The organism is Janthinobacterium sp., from assembly GCF_031995485.1.
GTDB lineage: Bacteria > Pseudomonadota > Gammaproteobacteria > Burkholderiales > Burkholderiaceae_D > Janthinobacterium.
The window spans coordinates 30,109-54,112 of sequence record NZ_DAMAGB010000021.1 but is presented as its reverse complement, the minus strand read 5'-3'; the positions used below and the strand labels follow the sequence as shown (position 1 = coordinate 54,112).

At 63.5% G+C, this 24,004-nt stretch carries 24 protein-coding genes and 1 pseudogene; 14 read left to right on the top strand and 11 right to left on the bottom strand.

All coding sequences use genetic code 11. The annotated features are described in order from the left end of the window. The first annotated feature begins 7 nt into the window (after nt 1–7). The 3 genes from ggt to RTQ46_RS13700 all read left to right on the top strand — a co-directional run bounded on the left by ggt (nt 8) and on the right by RTQ46_RS13700 (nt 3,335). The gene (ggt, locus tag RTQ46_RS13710) at nt 8–1,741 is read left to right on the top strand and encodes a gamma-glutamyltransferase (protein ID WP_312437363.1); all 1,734 of its coding nucleotides are present in this window, start codon (nt 8–10) and stop codon (nt 1,739–1,741) included. Nucleotides 1,742–1,823: 82 nt separating this feature from the next. Then, a complete protein-coding gene (locus RTQ46_RS13705) occupies nt 1,824–2,882 on the top strand; it encodes an AI-2E family transporter (protein WP_312437318.1) in 1,059 nt (352 codons plus the stop codon). Nucleotides 2,883–2,897: 15 nt separating this feature from the next. Beyond that, on the top strand, nt 2,898–3,335 hold the full coding sequence (locus RTQ46_RS13700; protein ID WP_312437362.1) for a GNAT family N-acetyltransferase: 438 nt from the start codon (nt 2,898–2,900) through the stop codon (nt 3,333–3,335). On the opposite strand, the gene RTQ46_RS13695 is transcribed toward RTQ46_RS13700, so the two are convergent. From RTQ46_RS13695 to RTQ46_RS13660, 8 genes and pseudogenes are all read right to left on the bottom strand, one after another. Then, nucleotides 3,280–3,663 (bottom strand): hypothetical protein, encoded by a 384-nt coding sequence (locus tag RTQ46_RS13695; protein ID WP_312437316.1) that lies wholly within the window; start codon nt 3,661–3,663, stop codon nt 3,280–3,282. The genes RTQ46_RS13700 and RTQ46_RS13695 overlap by 56 nt on opposite strands. Before the next feature lie 18 nt (nt 3,664–3,681). Continuing rightward, complete coding sequence (locus RTQ46_RS13690; protein WP_312437314.1) at nt 3,682–4,476, bottom strand: hypothetical protein; 795 nt, start codon at nt 4,474–4,476, stop codon at nt 3,682–3,684. A 39-nt stretch (nt 4,477–4,515) separates the two neighbouring features. Continuing rightward, a complete protein-coding gene (locus tag RTQ46_RS13685; RefSeq protein ID WP_409518335.1) occupies nt 4,516–5,184 on the bottom strand; it encodes a PoNe immunity protein domain-containing protein in 669 nt (222 codons plus the stop codon). 191 nt (nt 5,185–5,375) lie between these two features. After that, nucleotides 5,376–5,978, bottom strand: coding sequence for a contractile injection system protein, VgrG/Pvc8 family (locus RTQ46_RS13680; protein WP_312437312.1), 603 nt, complete (start codon nt 5,976–5,978; stop codon nt 5,376–5,378). Beyond that, nucleotides 5,953–6,117 carry a contractile injection system protein, VgrG/Pvc8 family gene (locus RTQ46_RS13675; RefSeq protein ID WP_312437310.1) on the bottom strand — a complete coding sequence of 55 codons (165 nt, stop codon included), beginning with the start codon at nt 6,115–6,117 and terminating at the stop codon, nt 5,953–5,955. Before RTQ46_RS13675 ends, RTQ46_RS13680 begins: the two co-directional genes overlap by 26 nt. A 79-nt stretch (nt 6,118–6,196) precedes the next feature. Continuing rightward, nucleotides 6,197–6,487: pseudogene (locus RTQ46_RS13670) on the bottom strand (hypothetical protein); the annotation flags it as partial. Between the two features lie 189 nt (nt 6,488–6,676). Then, nucleotides 6,677–7,921: a HAMP domain-containing sensor histidine kinase gene (locus RTQ46_RS13665; RefSeq protein WP_312437308.1), complete on the bottom strand. Its 1,245-nt coding sequence runs from the start codon at nt 7,919–7,921 to the stop codon at nt 6,677–6,679. Continuing rightward, nucleotides 7,918–9,486, bottom strand: a complete 1,569-nt coding sequence (locus tag RTQ46_RS13660) for an ATPase domain-containing protein (protein ID WP_312437307.1) — start codon at nt 9,484–9,486, stop codon at nt 7,918–7,920. The genes RTQ46_RS13665 and RTQ46_RS13660 overlap by 4 nt, the downstream gene beginning before the upstream one ends. Before the next feature lie 227 nt (nt 9,487–9,713). Here RTQ46_RS13660 and RTQ46_RS13655 point away from each other — a divergent pair, with 227 nt between their 5' ends. Beyond that, nucleotides 9,714–10,358 carry a pyridoxamine 5'-phosphate oxidase family protein gene (locus tag RTQ46_RS13655; protein ID WP_312437305.1) on the top strand — a complete coding sequence of 215 codons (645 nt, stop codon included), beginning with the start codon at nt 9,714–9,716 and terminating at the stop codon, nt 10,356–10,358. On the opposite strand, the gene RTQ46_RS13650 is transcribed toward RTQ46_RS13655, so the two are convergent. Continuing rightward, nucleotides 10,355–11,260, bottom strand: a complete 906-nt coding sequence (locus RTQ46_RS13650) for an AraC family transcriptional regulator (RefSeq protein ID WP_312437304.1) — start codon at nt 11,258–11,260, stop codon at nt 10,355–10,357. The genes RTQ46_RS13655 and RTQ46_RS13650 overlap by 4 nt on opposite strands. Before the next feature lie 183 nt (nt 11,261–11,443). Here RTQ46_RS13650 and paoA point away from each other — a divergent pair, with 183 nt between their 5' ends. The 6 genes from paoA (at nt 11,444) to RTQ46_RS13620 (ending at nt 17,753) form a co-directional block, all read left to right on the top strand. Continuing rightward, nucleotides 11,444–12,082: an aldehyde dehydrogenase iron-sulfur subunit PaoA gene (gene paoA / locus RTQ46_RS13645; RefSeq protein WP_312437302.1), complete on the top strand. Its 639-nt coding sequence runs from the start codon at nt 11,444–11,446 to the stop codon at nt 12,080–12,082. Next, nucleotides 12,079–13,035, top strand: coding sequence for a xanthine dehydrogenase family protein subunit M (locus RTQ46_RS13640; RefSeq protein WP_312437300.1), 957 nt, complete (start codon nt 12,079–12,081; stop codon nt 13,033–13,035). Before paoA ends, RTQ46_RS13640 begins: the two co-directional genes overlap by 4 nt. Continuing rightward, nucleotides 13,032–15,236 carry an aldehyde oxidoreductase molybdenum-binding subunit PaoC gene (gene paoC / locus RTQ46_RS13635; protein ID WP_312437299.1) on the top strand — a complete coding sequence of 735 codons (2,205 nt, stop codon included), beginning with the start codon at nt 13,032–13,034 and terminating at the stop codon, nt 15,234–15,236. Before RTQ46_RS13640 ends, paoC begins: the two co-directional genes overlap by 4 nt. An 86-nt stretch (nt 15,237–15,322) precedes the next feature. Continuing rightward, the gene (locus tag RTQ46_RS13630; protein WP_312437297.1) at nt 15,323–16,255 is read left to right on the top strand and encodes an NAD(P)-dependent alcohol dehydrogenase; all 933 of its coding nucleotides are present in this window, start codon (nt 15,323–15,325) and stop codon (nt 16,253–16,255) included. A 1-nt stretch (nt 16,256) separates the two neighbouring features. Next, nucleotides 16,257–16,979: a YafY family protein gene (locus tag RTQ46_RS13625; protein WP_312437295.1), complete on the top strand. Its 723-nt coding sequence runs from the start codon at nt 16,257–16,259 to the stop codon at nt 16,977–16,979. Between the two features lie 39 nt (nt 16,980–17,018). Next, nucleotides 17,019–17,753 carry an SDR family NAD(P)-dependent oxidoreductase gene (locus RTQ46_RS13620; RefSeq protein WP_312437293.1) on the top strand — a complete coding sequence of 245 codons (735 nt, stop codon included), beginning with the start codon at nt 17,019–17,021 and terminating at the stop codon, nt 17,751–17,753. An 853-nt stretch (nt 17,754–18,606) separates the two neighbouring features. Here RTQ46_RS13620 and RTQ46_RS27125 read toward each other — a convergent pair. After that, nucleotides 18,607–18,786: a hypothetical protein gene (locus tag RTQ46_RS27125; RefSeq protein WP_409518334.1), complete on the bottom strand. Its 180-nt coding sequence runs from the start codon at nt 18,784–18,786 to the stop codon at nt 18,607–18,609. A 316-nt stretch (nt 18,787–19,102) separates the two neighbouring features. Between RTQ46_RS27125 and RTQ46_RS13615 the strand changes: the two genes are divergently transcribed. Beyond that, the gene (locus tag RTQ46_RS13615; RefSeq protein WP_312437292.1) at nt 19,103–19,525 is read left to right on the top strand and encodes a DUF2061 domain-containing protein; all 423 of its coding nucleotides are present in this window, start codon (nt 19,103–19,105) and stop codon (nt 19,523–19,525) included. A gap of 6 nt (nt 19,526–19,531) precedes the next feature. Here RTQ46_RS13615 and RTQ46_RS13610 read toward each other — a convergent pair whose 3' ends face one another. Further along, the gene (locus RTQ46_RS13610; RefSeq protein ID WP_312437291.1) at nt 19,532–20,968 is read right to left on the bottom strand and encodes an amidase; all 1,437 of its coding nucleotides are present in this window, start codon (nt 20,966–20,968) and stop codon (nt 19,532–19,534) included. Between the two features lie 102 nt (nt 20,969–21,070). Here RTQ46_RS13610 and RTQ46_RS13605 point away from each other — a divergent pair, with 102 nt between their 5' ends. The 3 genes from RTQ46_RS13605 (at nt 21,071) to RTQ46_RS13595 (ending at nt 23,967) form a co-directional block, all read left to right on the top strand. Beyond that, complete coding sequence (locus RTQ46_RS13605; protein ID WP_312437290.1) at nt 21,071–21,967, top strand: LysR family transcriptional regulator; 897 nt, start codon at nt 21,071–21,073, stop codon at nt 21,965–21,967. A 94-nt stretch (nt 21,968–22,061) separates the two neighbouring features. Next, nucleotides 22,062–23,192, top strand: coding sequence for a catalase family protein (locus RTQ46_RS13600; protein WP_312437289.1), 1,131 nt, complete (start codon nt 22,062–22,064; stop codon nt 23,190–23,192). 121 nt (nt 23,193–23,313) lie between these two features. After that, nucleotides 23,314–23,967 (top strand): SMI1/KNR4 family protein, encoded by a 654-nt coding sequence (locus RTQ46_RS13595; RefSeq protein WP_312437288.1) that lies wholly within the window; start codon nt 23,314–23,316, stop codon nt 23,965–23,967. Nucleotides 23,968–24,004: the final 37 nt, after the last annotated feature.

The window sequence follows — 24,004 nt, the reverse complement described above, 5'->3', positions numbered from 1 at the left end:
CACCATCATGGCCCTGGCCATCTCGACCCTCTGTGCCTCGGCGCAGGCCGCCTCGCTGCCTGCCGTGGAAGCGAAAAACGGCATGGTCGTGTCGTCGCAGCACCTGGCCAGCCAGGTTGGCGTCGATATCCTCAAGCGCGGCGGCAATGCCGTCGATGCGGCCGTGGCGGTCGGCTATGCGCAGGCCGTGGTCAATGCCTGCTGCGGCAATATCGGCGGCGGCGGCTTCATGACCATCCATCTGGCCGACGGCAAGGACACCTTCATCAACTTCCGCGAAAAAGCCCCGGCCGCCGCCAGCGCCGACATGTACCTGGACGCCGACGGCAACTTGAAACCGGGCGCCAGCCTGCACGGCTATCTGGCTGTCGGCGTGCCCGGCACGGTGGCCGGTTTCGACTATGCCCAGCGCAAATACGGCAAGCTGACGCGCGCGCAGGTGCTGGCCCCGGCCATCAGGCTGGCGCGCGACGGTTATATATTGAACCGCGGCGACACCGACATTCTCGACACCACCGTCGCCTACTTCAAGAAAGACCCTGAAGCGGCGCGCATCTTCCTGCGCAAGGACGGTACGCCCCTGCAGCCCGGCGACCGGCTGGTGCAGAAAGACCTGGCCAACACGCTCGAAGCGATCGCCAGAAAAGGTCCCGATGCCTTTTATAAAGGCGCGATTCCCGCCGCCGTCGAAAAAGCGGCAAGGCAGGGCGGCGGCGTGATCACGGCGGCCGACTTCGCGGCCTATACGGCCACCGAAATGGCGCCGCTCGAGTGCAACTATCGCGGCTACCAGTTCGTCTCCGCGCCGCCACCGAGTTCGGGCGGCGTCACCTTGTGCCAGATCCTCAATATCCTGGAAGGCTATGACATGAAAAAGCTGGGCTACAACTCGGCCGCTTCGGTGCATTACATGACCGAAGCCATGCGCCACGCCTACAAGGACCGCAATACCTATCTGGGCGATCCGGACTTTATCCAGAACCCGGTCGACCATCTGCTGAGCAAGGACTACGCGGCGCAGATCCGCAGCCAGATCCTGCCCGACAAGGCCACGCCGTCCAGCGCGGTCCAGCCCGTCAGGCAGGGCGAAAAGCCGGAAACCACGCATTACTCGGTGGTGGACAAGGACGGCAATGCCGTGTCGACCACCTATACCGTCAACGGCCGCTTTGGCGCCGTGGTGATCGCGCCGGGCACGGGCTTTTTCCTGAACGACGAGATGGACGACTTCACCACCAAGATCGGCGCGAAAAACATGTACGGCCTGGTGCAGGGCGCCAGCAATGCGATTGCGCCGGGCAAGCGGCCGCTGTCGTCGATGGCGCCCACGCTGGTAACGAAAGACGGCAAGGTGTTCCTGGTCACCGGCTCGCCGGGCGGCTCGCGCATCATCACGATTACCCTGCAGTCGGCGCTGAACATCATCGATTACGGCATGGAACCACAGGAAGCGGTCGATGCGCCGCGCATCCACCACCAGTGGCTGCCCGACATGGTGTATTACGAGCGCCGTGGCTTGTCCCTTGATACCCTGAATATCCTCGCCGGCATGGGCTACACCATGAAGGAGCAGAGCACCTGGGGCGCCACCGAGCTGATCATGATGGGCTTGCCGAACGCGGCCGGCGTAGGCGCCGCCAGCGCGGGCAACGATGCGGGCGTATCGGGCAAAGTGCTGCCCGGTTATATCTACGGCGCCAATGACGGCCGCCGTCCCGCAGGCTCGGCTACAGGGTATTAACAGCGCCGCGACATTTGTGTGAGGCAAGAACGCGTGTGTGGCTTATCATGGTGCAACTTCAATTAACAATAAGCCACTATCCATGTCTCAACTCACACTACAACAGAAGACGTTCCTGCTGCTGCTCAGCATCGTCACCATTGCTTTTGGCTGGATCCTGCTGCCGTACGCGGGCGCCATCTTCTGGGGCGTCATCCTGGCGATCGTGTTTGCCCCCGTGTATCGCTGGGTGCTGCTGAAAACCAGGGGCAGGGCGACCCTGGCCTCGATCCTGGTGCTGCTGCTGATCGTGGTGATGGTGATCCTGCCGCTGTCGCTGATTTCCGCCGCCCTGGTCAACCAGGCGGCCTCGGTGGTGGAAATGGTGCGCGCGGGCGACATCACGGTGGCCGGTTTCTTCGGCAAGGTAATGGATGCGCTGCCGGCATGGGCCATCAACCTGCTGGACCGCTTCAACCTGACCAACCTGTCGAGCCTGCAGGACAAGCTGACGGCCGGCGCCTCGCAGGTCAGCCAGGTCGTGGCCGTGAAAGCCATCAATATCGGCCTGTACACGTTCGATTTCCTGACCAGCCTGGGCATCCTGCTGTACCTGCTGTTTTTCCTGTTGCGCGACGGCGCAGCCCTGACGGCCCGCATCCGCAACGCCGTGCCGCTCAGCCGCAAGTACAAGCAGCGCCTGTTCAACAATTTCACCACCGTCATCCGCGCCACCGTCAAGGGCAATATCCTGATCGCCATTGCGCAGGGCGCGCTGGGCGGCCTGATCTTCTGGTTCCTCGACGTGCGCGCGCCGCTGCTGTGGGGCGTGCTGATGGCATTCCTGTCGCTGTTGCCGGCCATCGGCGCGGCGCTCGTCTGGGCGCCGGTCGCCATCTATTTCCTCGCCACCGGCTCCATCTGGCAGGGCGTGACCCTGATCGCCTTCGGCATCTTGGTGATCGGCCTGGTCGACAACCTGCTGCGCCCGGTGCTGGTCGGCAAGGACACCAGGATGCCCGACTATGTGGTGCTGCTGTCGACCGTCGGCGGCATGGCCCTGTTCGGGCTGCACGGTTTCGTCATCGGCCCGATTGTCGCGGCCATGTTCATTGCGGCCTGGGACCTGTTTGCCACGGCCAGCGAATTTCATACGGAATAAGCCGGCATGGACAGCATGACCATCGCGCTGATCGCGGCGCATGAAGACGATGCGGAGCAGCTGGTCGCGCTGAGGATTGCCGCCATGCGCGACAGCCTGGCGCGCATCGGCCGCTTCGATCCGCAGCGCGCGCGCGAGCGTTTCCTGTCCGGCTATTCGCCCGCACACACGCGCCATATCGAGGTGGCGGGCCGGCGCATCGGCTTTGTGGCCGTCAAGCCGCAGGCGGACGCCTTGCTGCTCGACCATCTGTATATCCGCCCTGGCAGCCAGGGCCAGGGCATCGGCGCCATCGTGCTGGCGCGCATTATCGATGAAGCCCGGTTGCAAGGACTGCCGCTACGGGTGGGGGCACTGCGCGGCAGCGATTCGAACCGTTTCTATCAGCGCCACGGTTTCAAGCTGGTGGCGCAGGAGGAATTCGACAATTACTATCTGTTGAGTGTCGAATAAGCAGTAACAACATGATGCTGACGCCCAGGCTTCCCGGCACGATCAGCGTGCCGGCATATGCCTCGCGGAAATGGGCAAAAAAGCTCGTTTCGCAATCGGCGTCCAAGGTGTGTTGATAGCTCAGGTGGACACAGGCGATGTTGCGCCCGCCAATTTCCCCGGCGAGCGCCAGCCAGGTCCCGGCCTCGTCATCGCAAGCTTGCATGTTGTACAGACGGACGAACGGCGAGATACGTACGCCATGTACATTGCCGCCTGGGACCTGTTTGCCACTTTCTTCATCGAGGCAGGCCTGGCGCCGCCGCAGGCAAAAATTGTCATCGGTCATGAGATTATCGCTCCCGTGTCAGTGACGAGCTGGCAACTTTGTGCTCGATCCCATGTCGACCAGTACCTTCTGGCCCGCTCGCTTGCCGATGGATTTTGGCAAATACGCAAAGACCAGCCATGCTTTCACCAAAAAATTAATACCCATCATATCGATGGGTACCGAAATGATCCCCATGAACAGGTGTGCAAATGGCAGCCCGGCCAGCGCCGAGAGCTGGCCGGCGAACGGGATCATCGCAAACGCGGCCAAGGCGAAGGCAATAAACAGCATCGCGGGCGGGAAAAAGCTGACCTTGTATTTCTTTTCCTGCAGCCTGACATCATTTTTCTGCACATAATAGTAGGTGTCATCCTCCGCATCGTGCTGGTATAAATAACGCATCAGTTCGCCGGACTGCTGGATGTCGGCATACATCTGGATGAACCGTCTGCCGGGCAGGAAGATAATGGCCAGGTAGGCCAGGAAAGCCAGGCCGCGCAGGGCCAGGGGCGGTGAGCCGTACAGCAGAAAGCACAGCCACGGCACGCCTCCCAGCATGACGATGCTGCCAAGTTGAAACCCGCTGACCAGGAAATAGCGCACGTTCCAGTCCCAGCGGAAAATGCGCGGGATAAAAAAAAGCAGGAAATTCAGTAAAACCACACCTGACAGCACCAGCGCCAGCGGATTGGTTCCCGGCGACGACGCTGTCGACGCGTCCGATACCAGGACCATCGAGGCGCCGCCAAGAATGAAAGGGATAAGTGCGCCGACCCGGCAAGCACTGCTCGGTTTTGCAAACGGCGGATTGAGGGCGTCCAGGTCTCTCAAGCGGTCATCTCAGGCCCATGGGGCCGGCCTCGCTGCCACTTATTCGCCTATCCATTGCCAGATGGTGCGGCCATATTTTGCGTCGGGGAAGTCCGGCATCCGTTCTCCCCTGGTGAAATGCCGGGTGCTGTCGGCTTGCGCCGGCGCGTACCACCTGCCGTCCCGGGGGCAGATATCGCCGCCCTCGACGCGCAACAGCCGTGCTTCGCCCTCCCGGGCGCGGACGGTGTCCGGCAGGCTGCGCGCATAGTCGACCATATCGGCGGGATACACCGTCTCGGCGCGATAGGCGCTGTCATCGAGCTCCAGCAGATAGGTAAAGGCGGCCGCGCACATGGCCCAATATCCCTCATAGGGCGTAAAATCGGCTTCTATCTCTGCATGCTTGCCCCAGAAATGGGCGACGCCTTTCATGTCCTTGTACCAGCTTTTCACATACAGCTTCATGCCTTTCGCCATCGCCTGCGGCGTATCGTCGTCGATCGCATCGAGCAGCTTGCGGTAGGGCTGGTCCCACAGCCAGTCATCGAGCTCGGGACGGTCCGGCAGGAAGCGGCCGAAGAGCTCCTCGAGCACGGCATCGGCCTCGTCGAAATCCGTGCCTGCGTTAAGGGCATGGATGCGCGGTATCAGTTCTTCGCGGCGCAGCAAAATGGCAGCGCACAGCAGATTGAGGTAGTCGACATAGGTATCGATGACGTCGTTCATCACGAAAGGCGGCATATAGGCATCGTCAGGCATGGCCTGCGCCGCATCGACATATTGTTCGTATGCCAGCACGATGTCGTCGAGCGACTCCGCCAGTTCGGTCAGTTTTTCGCCGGCCGTGTACTGCAACTGGAACACGGTCCATTTGTTGCTGGCGATCAGGTCCAGCGTGGTCTTGCGGCCCCGTTCGGTCAGCGGCTCCTGCAGTGCCTGCACATTGAGCGCGTTTTCGCTGCGGATATGCCCCAGGGTATGGCGGTAACTGTCTTCATCGAGATAGATCTGGCGCCGCCGTTTGATGAATTCCTTGTTTTCCATAAATTACTTTTTCTTTTTTTGACCTTTTTAGGCTTGCCAAACTCGCTATAATATTTTTCGGCGTCGATCAGGGCCTGCTCCCCGAATTCTTTTTGCACATCATGCTTGCTGTGCTCTGGCGCAAATTTCTGCGCTCCTGCGGGATTGCTGATCAGTTTATGTTCGACGATCTTCGCAAGGGCCAGAATATGGTCGTCGGCCTGCGGCAGCGCGCTGGCAGCCTGGACCGGACGCATGCCGAGCGAACGGTAATTCCAGCTGCCCAGTTCGATGGCATTGGTCTGCAGACGAACCTCGCTGCGCCAGCGGTCCAGGCTGTCCTGCCGCATGGTCGCGCCGGGTTCAGCGAAGGCGATTTCCGCCTGGGCGTTTGGTCTGAAGCTGCCGTTATGGTCGGCAATGACCATGGTGTGGCTGCCCAGGCCTGCACTGGCCGCATCGCCGCTGTGTTCAAAATAATGGAAATCCTTCCTCATGCATCAGCCGCTCGGCAAACGCGAGGTCGCTTTCCTGATATTGGGTGGTAATGCTGCGCTTTGGATAAATGCCGCGATCGACGAGGTCGAAACGCCAGGCCGGCGCCAGCTTGCCCTGTCTCTGGTAGGCGGCGAACACGGCGTCGAGGATGTCGAACACGAACGGAGAGATTGTAACGGGCAAGGCCGCCGTTCGCGCCGGCCATATCGACGGTGGTCACATGGCCATGGAAGGCGCACAGCTGGTCGCGGTCGGCGGCCGTCAGCAGTTCAAGCAAGACAGGCTGGCCAAGCAGCGACTTGAGCGCAATGGCGGCATCCGTTGACAGCGCCGCGATCTGGAAGCGAAAGCCCAGGCTCAGTCCTTCTTCGCCGCGCACGCATTCGGCCAGCAGCACATCGGCGCCAAGCGGCGTGGTCAGCCTGAGCAGCCGCGTTGCCTGCGTCAGGCCCGACAATATGGCGCGCGCATCGACCAGGCCGGCCTGAGATGAAATCGTTTCAGCCATGAAGAGGGTTCTCCCGTCTGCGGCGCCATCGCCTCCTACGCCAGTTTGGATATAATCAATGCAAGATTACAACCCAGAAATTATTTCCTGACAAGCGCGATTCAATTGAAAGTGGCAGCCTGCATTCCCGATGCTATCAAAAAATCAATTGAAATCGATATGATCAGGCCCGCTCCATGCGGGCAAGTGTCAGGCGATTGCGCGCTTGGCCGGCCGCACCGGCAGCGACACCGTAAAGCTGGCGCCCCTGTCCTTGCCCTCGCTGCTGACTGCAAGCGAGCCGCCGTGCAGTTCGACCAGGCGGCGCGCGATATACAGGCCCAGGCCCAGGCCGCTGGCGTTGGCGTGGCTTTGCAGCGTGAAGGCGCCGAACACGTGCGGCAGGTCTTCGGGCAAGATGCCCTGGCCGCTGTCACGCACGACGATGCGCACGGCGTCGGCGTCGCGCTGTATCGCCAGCTCGATCGCGCCACCAGCGGGCGTAAATTTGATGGCGTTCAGGATCAGGTTCCACAGCACCTGCTGCAGGCGGCGCGGATCGGCATCGAGTTCGATATGGTCGCCATGGTCGAACGGCGTGACCGACAAGGTGATGCGTTTTTCGCTGGCGTTCACCTCGGTGGTGGACACCGCGTCGCGCACGATGCGGCCCAGCGAGACGGGCACGCGCTCGACCGACATGGTGCCGGTCAGCGTGCGCGCCGCGTCGATCAGGTCTTCCACCATCGCCGCCTCCTGGCGCACGTGCATGCGCATCGCCAGCAGGGCGGTTTTCAGCGCCGGCGGCATGTCCTGCAGGGTATGCAGCAGCAGGTCGACCCGCATCGACAGGGCCGACAGGGGCGTGCGCATTTCGTGCGACACGGTGGCCAGGAACAGCTCGCGCGTGCGGCTGACGCGGTTCAGTTCGTCGATGGTGTCGCGCTGGCGGTCGATCGAGCCGGCCAGCGTGCGCAGCAGCTCCTTGTAGGTGGCCAGGCGCGCATCGGTCAACGGTGCTTCCAGCCGTACTGCGCTCCACAAGAGCCGGCCAGACAGGCCCACCAGGCTGGCCAGCCGTTCGCAGGCCATCGGCGAGCTGAAATCGCGCAGGCACCAGCCGAACACCAGCACGCCATAGCGGTGGCCGGCACGGGTCAGGGGCAGGCTGCAGATCTGCATGCCGTGAAACTGCTCTTCGACATCGTTTTCGCCATCGGCCATGCGCGCCACGATGCGCCGCTCGGCGGCAGCGCCGGGGCCGCCGTCGTGCCACAAGGTGGAGCTGCCCAGCAGCTGCGCCGTGTGCGATGGCAGCAGCGGGCCGACCTGGCGCACGCCCGCGATATCGTAGGCCGAGACTACCAGGCTGCTGGCCTGGCTGACCTGCAGCAAAGGCGTGCGCCATTCGTCCCAGTCGACCTGGTAAAAATCGGATTCGGCGATATGGATCACGAAATCGCTTTGACAGGCAGGGTAACCGAGTCGGGCAGGTCCTCGCCATTGACGACGGCCGATTCGATCGCCGGACTCTGGCGGGTAGGGGAGCGCGACAGCAGGCTCGAATACGCCGAAAACGGCAGTTGCGGCACCGCGTTGGCGCGCGCCGCTTCCGACTGGTCCTCGTCGAGCAGCGACAGGCCGCCTTTGGCGATTACATATTCGCGCGTGACCTGCCGGTTGCGGCTGCCGCGCACCTTGGGAATCGCGATGGCGCGGCGCAGCACGGTGGAAATTTCCACGTAATTGAGCAGGATGATATTGTCGACCAGGTGCGAACCCTTGAGCTCCTCGCTGATCTGCGACAGGCCCAGCAGTTCCGGGCTCTCGTAGTTGAAGAAGATGGTGGCCAGGCGGTTCTTGAAGTGGGTCGCCAGCGCATACAGGTAGTCGGCCACCTCGAGGCGGCTGGCCATTTCATATACGGCGACCGAGTCGAACACGATGCAGTCGATCCGCTCCTTCTCGGCCAGCTTGATGACACGGTCGAAATGGACGTCGAGCTCGAGTTCCAGCGGCGACTCGTACAGCAGGAACAGTTCGCCGCGTTCCTGCATGCCATCGAGATCGAAGCCCAGCGAGGCGGCGTTGCGCGCCAGCTGGCGCGGATGCTCGTCCAGCGTGACCAGCAGCGTCTTGTGGCCGGCCTTCACCGCAGCGGTCAGGAACTGTACCGACAGCACCGTCTTGCCGGTGCCGGAAATGCCGCTGACCATGGTCACCGAGCCTTCGTACAGGCCGCCGTCCATCAGCATGTCGATGGCCGGTGCGCCGACCGAAATGCGCTGGTCCGAGGTGGGCTGGTCATTGAGCGTCAGCGGACGCGACTGCGCGCGGCGATACACATGCACGCCCTGGTGCGCCTCGATGCGCATGGTATGGCTGCCGGCGATAAAGTTCTGGCCGCGCGACTTGGCCACTGTCAGGCGCCGCTCGACCCGGCGCCGGTGCTCGGTGCGCGACAGCTCGATGATGGTGTCGAACACGAAGCGCTCGTGCGCCGGCGCGGCGATCGAGGCGTCGCGCTCGGCCGTCATCATGGTGGTCACGCCGAGCCGGTTCAGTCCCTCGATCAGCATGTGCAGGTCTTCGCGAAACGCCAGGTCATGCGCCTCGGCATACAGGCGCAGCGGCGTCAGGCCATCGATCAGGAGGCGGCGCGCGCCCATGCCGCGCAGGGCGGTGGAAAATGCGCCATCGGCATTGCGGAACTCCGACAGCAGCACGGCCGGGCTGGTCTGGATGATACGGATCAGGCCCTTGTCGATCTGCGCCTGCAAGTCCCACCCGAAACCGGCCGCATCGCGCAGCAGCTTGGCCTCGTCGAGCTCGAACGAGACGATCACACCCGCTTCGTTGTATTGCGCCGCGCCGGCATGGATGAATCCCAGTCCCAGCGTGGTCTTGCCCGATCCTGGCGCGCCTTCCACGATAATGTTGTTATGGCGCGGTATGCCGCCAAACAGGATGTCATCGAGTCCGGCGATGCCGGTGTGTACCAGGTCTTCCACGTTAGTCATGTGCGCTTGAAAGTAAAAATGAGTAGTTGGCCACAGTTTAACAGCTTGCAAGTGCTGATGAGCCATACCGTGGTCGACCGCTGTGTCATGCCGGCATGCGTGGCAAATCAATTCTTCCATAATTTGACAGGGTCCATCCCAATTCCAAGGGATTATCAACGTCACTGGAATGGCCGATAATCGATGCATCCGCGCCGGACCCGGCGTAATTACTACGGAGGCTCGCCATGTCCTATGGTTTTCTCGATATCGCCATCACCCCCAGCGTCCGCGCCGCCCAGGCACAGATGGGTGCCGATCACACGTGGCAGGACTTCAGGGGCCACCGCGAATTCGACCGCTTCACCGACAGCGAAGCGGCCTTTATCGGCGAGCGCGACAGCTTCTATATGGCGACCGTGTCGGAGACGGGCTGGCCCTACGTCCAGCACCGCGGCGGCCCGCGCGGCTTTCTCAAGCTGATCGACGCGCAGACGCTGGCGTTTGCCGACTACCGGGGCAACCGGCAGTACATCAGCACGGGCAATGTGGCCGCCAACGACCGCGCCTGCCTGTTCCTGATGGATTATGCGCGCCGCGCGCGCCTGAAAATCTACGTGCACGTCGATATCCTGGCACCAGGCGACGATCCCGCGCTGACGGCGCAGGTGACCGATGCCGCCTATGGCGCGAAAATCGAACGCATTTACCGCCTGCGCCTGCAGGCGTTCGACTGGAACTGCCCGCAGCACATCACGCCGCGCTACACCGAGCAGGAAGTCAGCGCGGCGGTGGCGCCGTTGCGCGAGCGCCTGGCGCAGCTGGAAGCGGAGCGGCAGGAGTTGCGGGCGCGGCTGGCGGTGGCGGAAGGGGACGACAAACTGCGGCGCTAGCCACCCTCCGGCCTGCGCAACGCCTTCACATCGCGCATCGGCGAACGTCCGAAAAAACGGCTGTACTCGCGGTTGAACTGGCTCGCGCTTTCGTAGCCGACCTCGAAGGCGGCGCTCGATGCGTCCCAGCCTTCGGTCAGCATCAGCCGGCGCGCGCCATGCAGGCGCAGCTGTTTCTGGTATTGCAGTGGCGTCATGGACGTCAGGGCGCGGAAATGGCGGTGCAGGGTGGACTGGCCCATGGCCGCCATGCCAGCCAGTTCGTCCAGGCGCAGCGGCCTGGCGTAGTGTTGCCTGATCCAGTCGACCACCGCCGCCGTGCGTTGGCCGTGCTCGCCCAGTGTAGCGATGGCGCGCAGGCGCGCGCCGTCGGCGCTTTGCAGCACGCGGTAGATGATTTCGCGCGCCAGCAGCTCGCCGAGAAAAGCGATATCGCCGGGCGCCTGCTGCAGGTCCAGCAGGCGGCCGAAGGCATCGAGCAGCGGCGCCGTGGTCTGGCCCAGTGTCATCGCCAGCGCGCCCGGCTGTCCCCGGGCCGCCGGCAGACCGCCCTGTGCCAGCAGTTCGCGCACCATGGCCATGTCGAACGCCAGCCGCACGCACAGATACGGGCGCCCGGCGCTGGCCTGGATCACACGGCTGGTGACGGGCAAGTCGAGCGACGTCAGCAGGAAGTGCGATTCATCGTAGACGAACCGGCTCTGGCCCAGGTCGACCTGTTTCCTGCCCTGCGCCACCAGCGCGATGCTGGGCTGGTAGGTGCTCGAATAGGCCTCGGTGGGCGCCGCATGGCGGTAAATCGTCAGGCCGGGCACAGCCAGCTGCATGCTCTCTGCCGTGCCGATCAGCGATGCGACCTTGCCGGCAAGCTGGCGGCGCGCTGGTTCGGGCTCAAGGGTCATGGTTTTGCCTCGTCAGTCGGGGTGGGTTCTTCAGGCAATCATCATACGCGTGCGGGCGAGGCGCCAGCCAGTATGCACGGCGCACTTCGAGAAGAACAGGCAATAAGTCGGCAGCATCGGGATATCGTGCGCAGGGCACCTGTGTCAAGCTGGGCGCAAGCCAACCATCTCCAGGACATCGACATGCACGATCCTCACACTGCCGACATGAAGCGGCGCGATTTTTTGGTCAGCAGCGGCGCCGCCGTGGCCGCCAGCATGGTGCCTTTGAACGCCAGCGCCCAACCCGCCGCCACGGATGCCGGCCCGGCCCAGCACCAGGTCAGCTTCACCATCAATCGCCGGCAGGAAGCACTCGTCCTCGACACCCGTACTACCTTGCTCGATGCCTTGCGTGAACAACTGCAGTTGACCGGCACCAAGAAAGGCTGCGACCATGGCCAGTGCGGCGCGTGCACCGTGCTGGTCAATGGCCGCCGCATCAATTCCTGCCTGAGCCTGGCGGTGATGCACGAGGGCGACAGCATCACCACCATCGAGGGGCTGGGCACGCCACAGTCGCTGCACCCGCTGCAGGCGGCTTTTATCAAGCACGACGGTTACCAGTGCGGTTACTGCACGCCGGGCCAGATCTGCTCGGCGGTGGCGGTGCTGGCCGAAGTCAAGGCGGGCGTGCCCAGCCATGTCACGGCGGATCTGGACGCGCCGGTGCGGCTGACGGCTGGCGAACTGCGCGAGCGCATGAGCGGCAATATCTGCCGCTGCGGCGCGTATTCCAATATCGTCGACGCCATTGCCGAAGTGGCCGGGAGTGGCGCATGAGGGCTTTTACCTATGAACGCGCGCAGTCCATCGCCGGCGCAGCGTTGGCAGGGTGCCGGCCGGGGGCGAAATTTATTGCCGGCGGCACCAATTTGCTGGACCTGATGAAGCTCGATATCGAAACACCGACCCATTTGATCGACGTGAATGGCCTGGGACTGGACCGCATCGAGCCCACGCCGGACGGCGGCCTGCATATCGGCGCGCTGGTGCGCAACGCCGACCTGGCGTCGGATACGCGCGTGCGGCGCGATTATGCCTTGCTGTCGCGCGCGCTGCTGGCCGGCGCCTCGGGCCAGCTGCGCAACAAGGCGACCACCGCCGGCAACTTGCTGCAGCGCACGCGCTGCCCGTATTTCTACGATACGAACTTGCCCTGCAACAAACGCCAGCCAGGCAGCGGCTGCGCGGCCATCGGCGGATTTTCGCGCAGCCATGCGGTACTGGGCGCCAGCGACGCCTGCATCGCCACCCATCCGAGCGACATGGCGGTGGCCATGCGGGCGCTCGACGCCACTGTCGTCACGATGCGCGCCGACGGCGCGGGCCGGCGCATTCCCATCGCCGACTTTTATACGCTGCCAGGCAACACGCCGCAGCGCGAGACGGTGATCGAGCCTGGCGAGCTGATTACCGGCGTGACCCTGCCCAAACCCGTCGGCGGCATCCATATTTATCAAAAGGTGCGCGACCGCGCCTCGTACGCGTTCGCGCTGGTGTCGGTCGGCGCCATTGTGCAGGCGGACGGCACCGGCCGCATCGCCCTGGGCGGCGTGGCGGCAAAACCCTGGCGCATCGAGGCGGCGGAAGCGGCCATGCCGCTGGGCGCGCAAGCGGTCACGGCGCTGCTGATGGCCGGCGCCAGCACCACGCCTGACAACGCTTACAAGATCACTCTGGTCGAGCGCACCATCAAAGCGGTGCTGGACCAGGCACGCAAGGAGACCGCATGAAATTTGACCAGCCAGCAGGCACCAATCCGATCGACCAATTGAAGATCATCGGCCAGCCGGTGGACCGGGTCGACGGCCCGCTCAAGGTGACCGGGCGCGCCACCTATGCCTATGAACAACATGCGGCCGCACCGAACGCCGCCTATGGCTATGTGGTAGGGGCGGGCATCGCCAAAGGCCGCATCGCGGCGATCGATATCGGGCAGGCCCGGCGCGCGCCCGGCGTGCTGGCGGTGGTCCACGCTGGCAACGCCGGCAAGCTTGATCGGGGCGCATTTTATGTGGCGCGCGCGCTGGCCGGGCCGCAGGTCGACCATTACCACCAGGCCGTCGCGGTGGTGGTGGCGCAGACCTTTGAACAGGCGCGCGCGGCGGCGCAGCTGGTGCGCGTGGAGTATGTGCGCGAGCCGGGCGCCTTTGACCTGGCCGCCGCCAGGGCAGGCGCGCCGGTGGCCAGGCCGGCCGCCTTTGGCCCGCCGCCGGAAACCGAACTGGGCAACTTTATCGGCGCATTTGCCGCCGCGCCCGTGCGGCTGGATGCCAAGTACGCCACGCCCGACCAGGCGCACGCCATGATGGAGCCGCACGCCACCATCGCCGCCTGGCATGGTGAACGACTGACGTTGTGGACCTCGATCCAGCAAATCAACTGGGGCGTGCGCGATATCGCCAGCACCCTCGGCATCCCGAAGCAAAACGTGCGCATCATTTCGCCATATATCGGCGGCGGCTTCGGCGGCAAGGGCACGATCCTGTCCGACGCAGTGCTTGCCGCTCTGGCTGCGCGCGCGGTGGGGCGGCCGGTCAAGGTCACCTTGCCGCGCCCGTTGATGTTCAACAACGTCACGCACCGGCCGGCTACCTTGCAGCGCCTGCGCATCGGCGCCGGCAGGGATGGCAGGATCACTGCCATCGGCCACGAAAGCTGGTCCGGCAACCTGGCCGGCGGCAGGCCGGAAGCGGCCACCATCCAGACCGGCGTGCTGTACGCCGGCGCCAACCGCATGACGCGCCTGCGCCTGGCCCAGCTCGACTTGCCGGAAGGCAGCGCCATGCGCGCGCCTGGCGAAGCGCCGGGCATGATGGCGCTCGAAGTCGCGATGGACGAGATGGCGGAAAAACTGGGGCTGGATCCGGTTGAATTTCGCATCATCAATGACACCCAAATCGACCCGGCCAACCCACGGCGGCCATTTTCGCGCAGGCAACTGGTGCAATGCCTGCAAACGGGCGCGCAGCAGTTTGGCTGGCAGCAGCGCAATCGAACACCAGCCAGCAGGCGGGAAGGGCGCTGGCTGGTGGGGCTCGGCGTGGCCGCGGCCATCCGTGGCGCGCCGATCACCAAATCGGCGGCCAGGGTGCGGCTGGACGGCAAGGGCATCGTTACCGTCGAGACCGATATGACCGATATCGGCACCGGCAGCTACAGCATCATCGCCCAGACCGCGGCCGAAATGATGGGCGTCGGCATGGATCAGGTGGTGGTCAGGCTGGGCGACTCGGCCTTTCCCGAGTCGTCTGGATCGGGCGGCCAGTGGGGCGCCGCCTCGTCGACGGCGGGCGTGTATGCGGCCTGCGTCAAGCTGCGCGCGCTGGTGGCGGCCGAACTCGGCCTGGACGCGCAGCGCGCGCAATTCGCCGATGGACGGGTGACGCAGGAGGATCAGTCGTTTGCCCTGGCCCAGGCGGCGAAAGACGGCGAACTGGCTGGCGAAGACGCGATGGAATACGGCGACCTCGCCAAGCGCTATGTACAGCAGACCTTTGGCGCGCATTTTGTCGAAGTCGCCGTCGACGCCGCCACCGGCGAAATCCGCTTGCGGCGCATGCTGGCCGTGTGCGCTGCCGGGCGCATCCTGAATCCGAAAACCGCGCGCAGCCAGGTCATCGGCGGCATGACCATGGGCGCGGGCGCGGCGCTGATGGAGGAACTGGTGGTCGACAAGCGCCATGGTTTTTTCGTCAACCATGACCTGGCCGCTTATGAGGTGCCGGTGCATGCCGACATCCCGCACCAGGAGGTGATTTTCCTCGACGAGGTGGACGAGACCATCTCGCCGCTGAAGGCCAAAGGCGTGGGTGAGCTGGGCATCAGCGGCGTGGCGGCGGCGATCGCCAATGCGGTCTACAACGCCACCGGTGTGCGCGTGCGCAACTACCCCATCACGCTCGACAAACTGCTCGATCATTTGCCGGCTTGATCGTCATGATCGTCACCATGGTGACAAAAACTGGCACCATGGCCGGCTACAGTGGCGCTTTACCCACCACAGAAGGCAGGACAGGCATGAAACGGATTGAATACCAGCAATATGGCGGCCCGGAGGTCATGCGCCTTGAACAGTTTACGCCAGAAGCGCCGGGCAAGGGCGAAGTGGCGGTACGCGTCAGGTTTGCCGCCATCAACCCGATCGACTGGAAACTGCGCCAGGGCGAGATGCGCATCGTCACCGGCAAACGCTTTCCGCGCGCCATGGGCATGGATTTGTCCGGCACCGTGATGTCGGTCGGCGCTGGCGTGACGCGCTTCAAGGTCGGCGACGAGGTATTCGGCCAGGCCCGCTTCAAGCAATGCGGGGCACTGGGCCAGGCGACGATCGCCAGCGAGGGCGCGCTGGCCCTGAAGCCGGCGAAACTTGGTTTTGACCAGGCCGCTTGCCTCGGTTCGCCCGGCATCACCGCCTGGAACGCCCTGATCGACAAGGCGAGCCTGATCGCAGGCCAGCATGTCTTCATCAATGGTTGCATGGGCGCGGTCGGCGAGGCCGCCGTGCAAATTGCGCGCAAGCATGGCATACGGGTGTCGGGCACGTGCAGCGCCGCCGATATGGCGCGCGCCCATGCGTTCGGCGTGGAAAACGTGCTCGACTATCGCCAAGCCGACCTGACGCAGCTGCGCGAACGCTACGACGCGGTCTTCGACACGGCCGCCAGCATCGACAGCGGCACCGGTTTCGGCTTGCTCAAGCCGGGCGGCGTTTTGCTTGACCTGCATCCCACGCCGGGCAAATTCATCAAGGCGCTGTTCAGCCGCCGGCTCAAGATGGTGGTGTGCACGCCAAGAGCTGCACTGCTCGACGAGCTTGCCCGCGCCGCCGGCGACGGCAGCCTGCGCCTGACGATCGCCAGGGAAGTGCCATTGAGCGAGGCGATTGCCCTGATCGCGGCCATCGAAGGCGGCCAGCGCCTGCGCGGCAAAGCCGTCGTACGGATGGGCTGAGATGACGCGCAGCCACCGCTTGTTCGACCTGATGCAAGTGCTGCGCCGCCATCGCGGCACGGTGGCGGGCAGCGTGCTGGCGCGCGACACCGGCGTGTCGCTGCGCACCCTGCGCCGCGATATCGCCACCTTGCAGGGCATGGGCGCCGACATCATCGGCGAGGCGGGCGTGGGCTATTTGCTCAAGCCAGGCTTCAGCCTGCCGCCGCTGGCGTTGACCGAAGACGAAATCCATGCGCTGGTAGCCGGCGCCCAGTGGGTCAGCCGCCATGCCGACGCCGGCATGGCGCGCGCCGTGCAGGATGCGCTGGCCAAGATCGACGCGGTGCTGGCGCCCGAGATGCGCCGCGCATTCGACGACAACGGCCTGTTCATCAGCCGCCATCAGGACACCCAGGATCGTGCTGGCGCCGATCTGGGCCGTTTGCGCCTCGCGGTGCGCGAGCAGCGCAAGCTGCACCTGGTGTATCGGGAAGAGGGCGCTGCGATAGCGCCTGTCGCCACAGTCGACTACACCATTTGGCCCATCATGCTGGGCTTTGTGGCATCGCGCTGGTCAGTAGCGGCAAGGTGCGAGTCGGACGGTGCCTTCCGCATTTTTCACCTCGATCGCATCGACAGCCTGGATTTCCTCGACGAGCGTTACCCGGGCCATCGGCGTCAGCTGGTGCGGCAATGGCGCGCGCTGCCGGACCATCCTTGCCGGCAACGCGACTGCGGTTGAGTACAACCTGAAAATTTACCATTTGAAGAGATCACCGACATGAACCTGACATCCAACACCATCCTTATTACCGGCGGCGGCGCCGGCATCGGCCTGGCACTGGCGCGCCAGCTGGCAGAACGCGGCAATCGCGTCATCATCTGCGGGCGCAGCGAAATGGCGCTGCTGCAGGCGCAAGCACAGGTGCCGGGCTTGCTGATACGGGTCTGCGACATCACCGACCAGGCCAGCCGGCAGGCCATGGTGAAGTGGCTCAACAGCGAGCATCCGCGGCTCAACATGCTGTTCAACAACGCCGGCATCCAGCAACGCCGCCTGTTCATCGACGCCGATGCGCTGGCCGATCTGGAACAGGAAGTGGCAACCAATTTTACCGCGCCCGTGCGGCTGACCGGCGAACTGCTGCCGCTGCTGAAACAGCAACCATCGGCCACCATCATCAACGTCACTTCCGCGCTGGCCTACGCGCCGATCGCCGACCTGCCTGTTTATTGCGCCACCAAGGCAGCCATGCATTCCTTTACGCTCACACTGCGCCATCAACTGAAGGCAACAACAGTCCGGGTGGTGGAACTGGCGCCACCGATCGTTGACACAGGACTGGGCGGCAACGAACGCAGCGCCGGCACGGCGGGCCAGCGCATGATGACGCCACAAGATTTTGCGAGCGAAGCGCTGGTACAGCTGGCAAGCGGCCAGGATGAGGTACTGGTGGGGCTGGCGGCGGGCGCGCGCAAGATGGGCGAGGGCTTGTTTGAACGGATGAATGGTTGAGGCTGCGGCAAGCCACGGACTTGCGTGTCTTGCCTGCCAGTTGACGACAAGCTCGCCGGATATTCAAAGAGACAAGTGAAGTTGGGCTTGGTCACATTGATCACAGGACCCATGTCGTTATCAAAACAGTACTCAAGTAAGAGTAAGGCTATCGACGAATAGCCTTCCATTCTAAGCAATTTTACATAATATAAATTATGCGAAGTTATAGATAGAAAAGAGAAAAGTTCCATTTAGCCATTTCTGCAATCGCAAATGCGATTTTAACCCTTGCCGCTCATGGAGCCATCATCGCCTGCTTGATCAGCCCTTCTTTCCTCACGATGAAAGTTCCTGTGCTACCACATTGCCATGCAAGCTCTTCGACGCAGTGGACATCTTGCCGAGCATTGTCACGCTGTTTTTCCAGCGCGTTCTGACGGCAGCAGTCGTTGTTGAACTGCGGCGTTACGCCGGGACTCTTGCTGCGGACTTGCGTATCGGCTTGACGACAGGCTCCCCGGCAGGAATGTTTGGCTGAGCCAGCGAATGGCGTCGAGCAGTCCCGTGCTCGACGATGCGGATCGCGTCGGTGCTGATCTCGCTGAACTCCGCATGGCACGCGGGGGTATGGACCCGGGTTCGTCGGCCACTCCATTGACGGCGATGTGGAACGATTCGACGCTTCGGCGCAGCTTTTCAGCCATTGCGGCTTCCAGGAACCGGATCACGCGATCGACAATCTTTTCCAGATCGAGTAATTTGACGCGGGCTGCCAGGATCGACTGATAGCACAACACCAAGCAAGTCTTGTCGCCAAGCACGAACGGCCAGTCAGGATGGAAACCGGGCCGAGCAGCACGTCTGTCATGGCTTATGTGTAAGTCACTTCAGCGATTTGGCAAAGCATGCGCCATGCGACCGTCATCGCGCCTGGACGATTGATGTCAGCAAACAGTATCGGCGGCTTGACGCAGAACGAGCTGTACCATTGGATGCAGCCGAACTGGCTGAAGGTGTAACCGTCTGGTGGTCCACCAGAATGCCCAATCACGCGCTGCTGTTTCTGTACACCTGATTCAAATGGGCTTGCGAAGCCGGCCCTGGCGTCAATTGCCGGCAGCCTGGTACTGTAAGTGTCACCAGACCTGCGGCCATCCGCCTCGTGGATATCGTTTTTGCAGGCTACGCCAGCAGGGCAGCAACTACCGCTGCTGCCCTGCCCCTCCCTGATAGCCGCCAATTTCAGCACTCTCGTTTGCCGATAGCCAAAGCCTACCGTTACGGTTGAAAGATTTTACTTCCAATTGCAAATGCGAATCGTTACTATCTGAATCAAGGATCAGCCAGCTCAGAAAGGAGCCTTCCGCATGCTCACCGCCGCCAAAACATTCAGCCAGGTCGTCACCCATATGTCGATCGCCTTCGGCCTCGCTTATCTGTTGACAGGCTCGCTCGCACTGGGCGGCCTGGCCGCCATTATCGAGCCGGTCATCAATGTGGCGCTGCTGCCGCTGCATGAAAAGCTGTGGCATGCGATACGCCAGCGCCACGCACACAGCCGCATCGGCATGGCCGCGCTGGCCGGCGAAAAGCTGAGCCAGACCTGCATGCACATGGGCGTGGCGTTTGGCGTGCTGTACTGGGCCACCGGGTCGGCGGCTTTTGGCGGCTTGCTGGCGGTAGTCGAGCCGATCTGCAATGTGATCGTGCTGCCTTACCATGACCGGCTGTGGGAGAAACTGCGCACCCGCCTGGAACAGCGCGATGCGCTTCGCCTGGCAGCGCTGTAATTATTTTTAATTTCCGGCCCATATTGCCGGGCGGCGCTGTACCCACGGCGCCGCCCGCTCCAGCTGCCCTGCCAGGCGCAGCAGACACCCTTCCCGCCCGAATCCCGCCAGGAATTGCATGCCGATCGGCATGCCTTCACTGGACATTGCCAGCGGCACCGACATCGCCGGCAGTCCCGCCACATTGGCCAGCGGCGTGTAAGGCGAATGCTCGAACAGGCGCGCCGTCCAGGCAAAGCCATCCATCCTGTTCTCGTCTTCGCCATACTTGCCCAGTTGCCAAGGCAGTGACGGCAAGGTGGGCGACAGCAGGATATCGTATTGTGCAAAGAACGCTCCAGCCTGTCGCGCGACGGTATTGCGCATATCGAGCGCGGCGACAAATTCGACCGCCGATACCGTCTTGCCGTAGCGGTAGCATGCCAGGGTGCTCGGCTCCAGCGTATCAATCGAAATGGCGCGGCCCTGCTGCTGCGCAATGCCGTCGATCCAGCCAACCAGGTTGGCGCACCAGATGCGCGCATTGGCCAGCACGAATGCCTCCCACGAGATACCCAGAGGCAAGGCGGCTTCCTCCACGCGGTGGCCCAGCGCTTCCAGCAGCCGCACGCTGGCGTCGAGCGCTGTGCCGACTTCGGCGTCGGGCCGCTGGCCATTGCTGGCTTCGCGCATTACGCCGATACGCAGCTGGCCCGGCGCCACATTCACTTGCGACAGCCAGCTGTGACCGGCCGCGGCCGTGAGATAGGGTTCGCCCGGCATGATGCCCTGGACCGCATCGAGCAAGGCGGCGCTGTCGCGCACGCTGCGGCTGACGCCCAGTTGCACGCCCAGGCCGCTGAAAATTTCGTCCATCGCCGGGCCATTCGAGACGCGGCCACGGCTGGGCTTGAGGCCAAACAGACCGTTCGACGCTGCCGGCACGCGGATCGAAACGGCAGCATCGGTTGCATGGGCCAGTGGCACGATGCCGGCCGCGACCGCTGCCGCCGCGCCGCCGCTCGATCCGCCGGCGCTCAGCGCCAGGTTCCACGGATTGCGCGTGGCGCCATGCAGCACCGGTTCTGTCGTGGTGGCAAACGCCATTTCCGGCGTATTGGTCCTGCCCAACGTGACCAGGCCCGCCTGGCGGAACTGCCTCATCAGGAAAGAATCATGTTGGCCCACCTGGCCTGCCGCCAGCCGGCTGCCCAGCTCGACCTTTTTGCCGGCCATGGTGACGGCGATATCCTTGATCAGGAACGGGACGCCGGCAAACGGCGCGCCAGCATCTGGCGGCGCGGGATCGGCTGGCCAATGTTCTGCCACCGCATTGATGGCGGGGTTGACGAGTTCGATCGCCCGCAGCGCGCACGCTTGCAGCTCGGCAGCGCTGACCTGGCCCTGGCGCAGCAGGTTGGCAAGGCCCAGGCCGTCATGGCGTGTGTATTCATGGAGTTGCATCAGATTGCTCCTGTCGTGGTTGAGATGTGTCGATGGACAGCAACCACTGTAGGGCTTGCGCTATCATAGTAGAAATGAATAATAAATATATAAGGTATAGCCGTGGACAATTTACACAAGCTGGACCTGAACCTGCTGCTGACGCTGAACGCCTTGCTGATCGAGCGCAATGTAACGCGGGCAGCGCAACGGCTGCACCTGAGCCAGCCATCGGTGAGCGTGCAGCTGGGAAAGTTGCGTGCCGCATTTGACGATCCGCTGTTGTTGCCCGGCCCGCGCGGCCTGCTGCCCACGGCGCGCGCGCTGGGTCTGCTGGCGCCGCTGCAGGCGGCCTTGGCGCAGCTGGAACAGGTGTTGCAGCCCGAAGCCGCCTTCGATCCCTTGACGGCCGAGGTGGAATGGAAGCTGGCGGCGGCCGATGCGACCGAATATGCGATTGTGCTGCCGCTGCTGCCCACCTTGCGTGCGCAGGCTCCCGGTTCGCGCATGGCCGTGCTGGAAGCGGTGCCATCGCGCATGGCCAGCCAGCTGGAAAGCGGGCTGGTGGACCTGGGTTTCCTGGCGCAGGAAGAAGCGCCGCCTGCGCTGCGCCATCGCGTGCTGTTCAGCGAGCACTATGTGCTGGCCGGCAGGATCGACCATCCGGCTTTGCAGACGGCACCGGACCTCGATCGTTTCTGCGCGCTCGAGTTCGTGGTGGTCTCGCCCAATGGCGGCGGCTACCGCACGGCGGTCGACACATTCCTGGCGCAACTGGGACGCACGCGCACGGTTGTGCTGTCGGTGCCACACTTTCTGGTTGTGCCGCCATTGCTGGCCGCGTCCGACATGGTGGCACTGCTGCCGTCGCGCCTGCTGAAAAATGCCTTGGGCTCGCTGTGCATCCGGGAGCCGCCCCTGGCGATACCCGACTACGAGATGGCCATGGTCTGGCACGAGCGCATGCATCTGGATCCAGGCCACCGATGGCTGCGCGAGCAGGTGATGGCAGTCCTGTAAATCCCGGCTATTTTTCCACTCTGTATGCCAGCATACGGAAGGCTTTGTGACTTGCGGTAATGATGGGACATCATTCACCTTCAAAGGAAAAGCCATGTCTGCCATTCCCCGCCCGCCCCTGCCTTACGACCCGCGCTACGAATACGAAGAGGAAGGCGAACAGGATACCAAGGCCCAACTGTTGCAGACACTGCACGGCATTTCCGCTACCACCTATAAAGATTCCGGCCACCCCACGCGCAGCGTGCATGCCAAAAGCCATGGTTTGCTGCGCGGCCAGCTGCAGGTGCTCGATGGCCTGTCGCCCGAGCTGGCGCAGGGTCTGTTTGCCCAGCCCGGCAGCTATCCGGTCGTGATGCGCATCTCGACCATTCCCGGCGACGTGCTCGACGACAATGTGTCGGTGCCGCGCGGCATGGCCATCAAGATAGTCGGCGTGCCCGGCACGCAGCTGTCGAGCCAGGACGCTGAGGAAACCTCGGCCAGCGTGCCGGCCGCGACGCAGGATTTCGTGCTGGTCAATGGCCCCGTGTTCCAGGCGCCGACGGCGAAAAAATTCCTCGGCAGCCTGAAACTGCTGGCCAGTACCACCGACAAGGCGCCCGGACTGAAAAAGGCATTGTCAACCGTGCTGCAAGGCGCGGAAAAAGCGCTGGAAGCGGTTGGCGGCGAAAGCACCTTGCTGAAAGGCATGGGCGGCCATCCTGAAACCAATGTGCTTGGTGAAACCTATTTCAGCCAGGTGCCGATTTTGTATGGCGCTTACATGGCCAAGGTGCAACTGGTGCCGATCTCTCCGGAGCTGGCCGCCTTGAAAGACGCGCCGGTAGACCTCGATGGCAAGCCGAACGGCCTGCGCGAAGCGGTCGCGGCATTTTTTGCCGGCCATACGGCCATCTGGGAGGTGCGGGTGCAGCTGTGCCGCGATATCGAGGCGATGCCGCTGGAAGATGCCTCGGTCGAATGGAAACAGGAAGACAGCCCGTTCCTGCCGGTCGCGCGCATCACGGCGCCGCCGCAGGCTGGCTGGAGCGAGGCGCTGTCGCGCGCGATCGACGACGGCATGTCGTTCAGCCCGTGGCATGGCGTGATCGAGCACCGCCCGCTCGGCTCCATCATGCGCGTGCGCAAGGCCGCGTATGCGATGTCGTCGCGCTTCCGTTTCGAGAGGACGGGCGTGGTGGCGCGCGAGCCGCAGGATCTTGATGGCTTGCCGTTTGCCTGATCCGTTATTTTTTAACCCGAAAGCAAAGTCCGGGGTCGGACCCTGAGGGTCCGACCCCAGCAGTTTCGACCTAGGGTGCATGCCAGCTTACACTGGCGTTTTTGCTTTCTCCAAGATACTCATGAGCCTGTACAACCGCTACCGCCACCTGGCCATTTCCGACGCCAAGCCGGCACCGACCGCCGCGCAGATCGCCGCCATCGAAACCGAGCTGCAGGCCCCGTTGCCGCCCGAGTTCCTCGCTTTCCTGCAGGTGGGCAACGCCGCCTATCTCGATTACTACTGCGATGTGCCCGATGGCCGCGGTGGCGTCGAGCAGCTGTGTTTCTGCGGCTATTTCAGCGCCGACGAAGGCGATTTCTGCGATGAAACCTTGGTCGGCGAATTGCGCGCGGCGCGCGAGCAGCTGGACATGCCGGCAAAAATCCTGCCGTTTGCACGCGATGGCGGCGACTCGATGCTGTTTCTCGACCTGAGCGACGAGGGGCAAGGACGGGTGCTCGCTTATATCCGCGAACTGCCGGCCTGGACCGGGCCGCGTGCGCCAAGCGGCCTGATGGTGCTGGCGCCCTCGTTCGGCGCCTATCTGGACAGCCTGTATATCGACAAGCGCACCGTGCTGGCCAACCTGGAGCGCTATGCCACCCAGCCATCGCACCTGGAGGCGACGGCCGAGTATCTCGATATCGGCCTGCCCGGCTGGCGCGACGATCCCGAGATCGGCGCCCTGTTCGGATGCAAGCGGCGCGAACTGTGCGCTGGCGTACAGGACTGATCCTACGCAGACGGACGCGGACGTCCTATGGGGGTGA

Coding starts and splice junctions, on each gene's coding strand:
- paoA (WP_312437302.1), top strand. CDS start 11,444: ATGCACGATCCTCACACTGCCGACATGAAGCGGCGCGATTTTTTGGTC.
- RTQ46_RS13655 (WP_312437305.1), top strand. CDS start 9,714: ATGTCCTATGGTTTTCTCGATATCGCCATCACCCCCAGCGTCCGCGCC.
- RTQ46_RS13640 (WP_312437300.1), top strand. CDS start 12,079: ATGAGGGCTTTTACCTATGAACGCGCGCAGTCCATCGCCGGCGCAGCG.
- RTQ46_RS13610 (WP_312437291.1), bottom strand. CDS start 20,968: ATGCAACTCCATGAATACACACGCCATGACGGCCTGGGCCTTGCCAAC.
- RTQ46_RS13595 (WP_312437288.1), top strand. CDS start 23,314: ATGAGCCTGTACAACCGCTACCGCCACCTGGCCATTTCCGACGCCAAG.
- RTQ46_RS13700 (WP_312437362.1), top strand. CDS start 2,898: ATGACCATCGCGCTGATCGCGGCGCATGAAGACGATGCGGAGCAGCTG.
- RTQ46_RS13625 (WP_312437295.1), top strand. CDS start 16,257: ATGACGCGCAGCCACCGCTTGTTCGACCTGATGCAAGTGCTGCGCCGC.
- RTQ46_RS13660 (WP_312437307.1), bottom strand. CDS start 9,486: ATGACTAACGTGGAAGACCTGGTACACACCGGCATCGCCGGACTCGAT.
- ggt (WP_312437363.1), top strand. CDS start 8: ATGGCCCTGGCCATCTCGACCCTCTGTGCCTCGGCGCAGGCCGCCTCG.
- RTQ46_RS13705 (WP_312437318.1), top strand. CDS start 1,824: ATGTCTCAACTCACACTACAACAGAAGACGTTCCTGCTGCTGCTCAGC.
- RTQ46_RS13600 (WP_312437289.1), top strand. CDS start 22,062: ATGTCTGCCATTCCCCGCCCGCCCCTGCCTTACGACCCGCGCTACGAA.
- RTQ46_RS13650 (WP_312437304.1), bottom strand. CDS start 11,260: ATGACCCTTGAGCCCGAACCAGCGCGCCGCCAGCTTGCCGGCAAGGTC.
- RTQ46_RS13685 (WP_409518335.1), bottom strand. CDS start 5,184: ATGAACGACGTCATCGATACCTATGTCGACTACCTCAATCTGCTGTGC.
- RTQ46_RS13615 (WP_312437292.1), top strand. CDS start 19,103: ATGCTCACCGCCGCCAAAACATTCAGCCAGGTCGTCACCCATATGTCG.
- RTQ46_RS13680 (WP_312437312.1), bottom strand. CDS start 5,978: ATGAGGAAGGATTTCCATTATTTTGAACACAGCGGCGATGCGGCCAGT.
- RTQ46_RS13620 (WP_312437293.1), top strand. CDS start 17,019: ATGAACCTGACATCCAACACCATCCTTATTACCGGCGGCGGCGCCGGC.
- paoC (WP_312437299.1), top strand. CDS start 13,032: ATGAAATTTGACCAGCCAGCAGGCACCAATCCGATCGACCAATTGAAG.
- RTQ46_RS13630 (WP_312437297.1), top strand. CDS start 15,323: ATGAAACGGATTGAATACCAGCAATATGGCGGCCCGGAGGTCATGCGC.
- RTQ46_RS13695 (WP_312437316.1), bottom strand. CDS start 3,663: ATGACCGATGACAATTTTTGCCTGCGGCGGCGCCAGGCCTGCCTCGAT.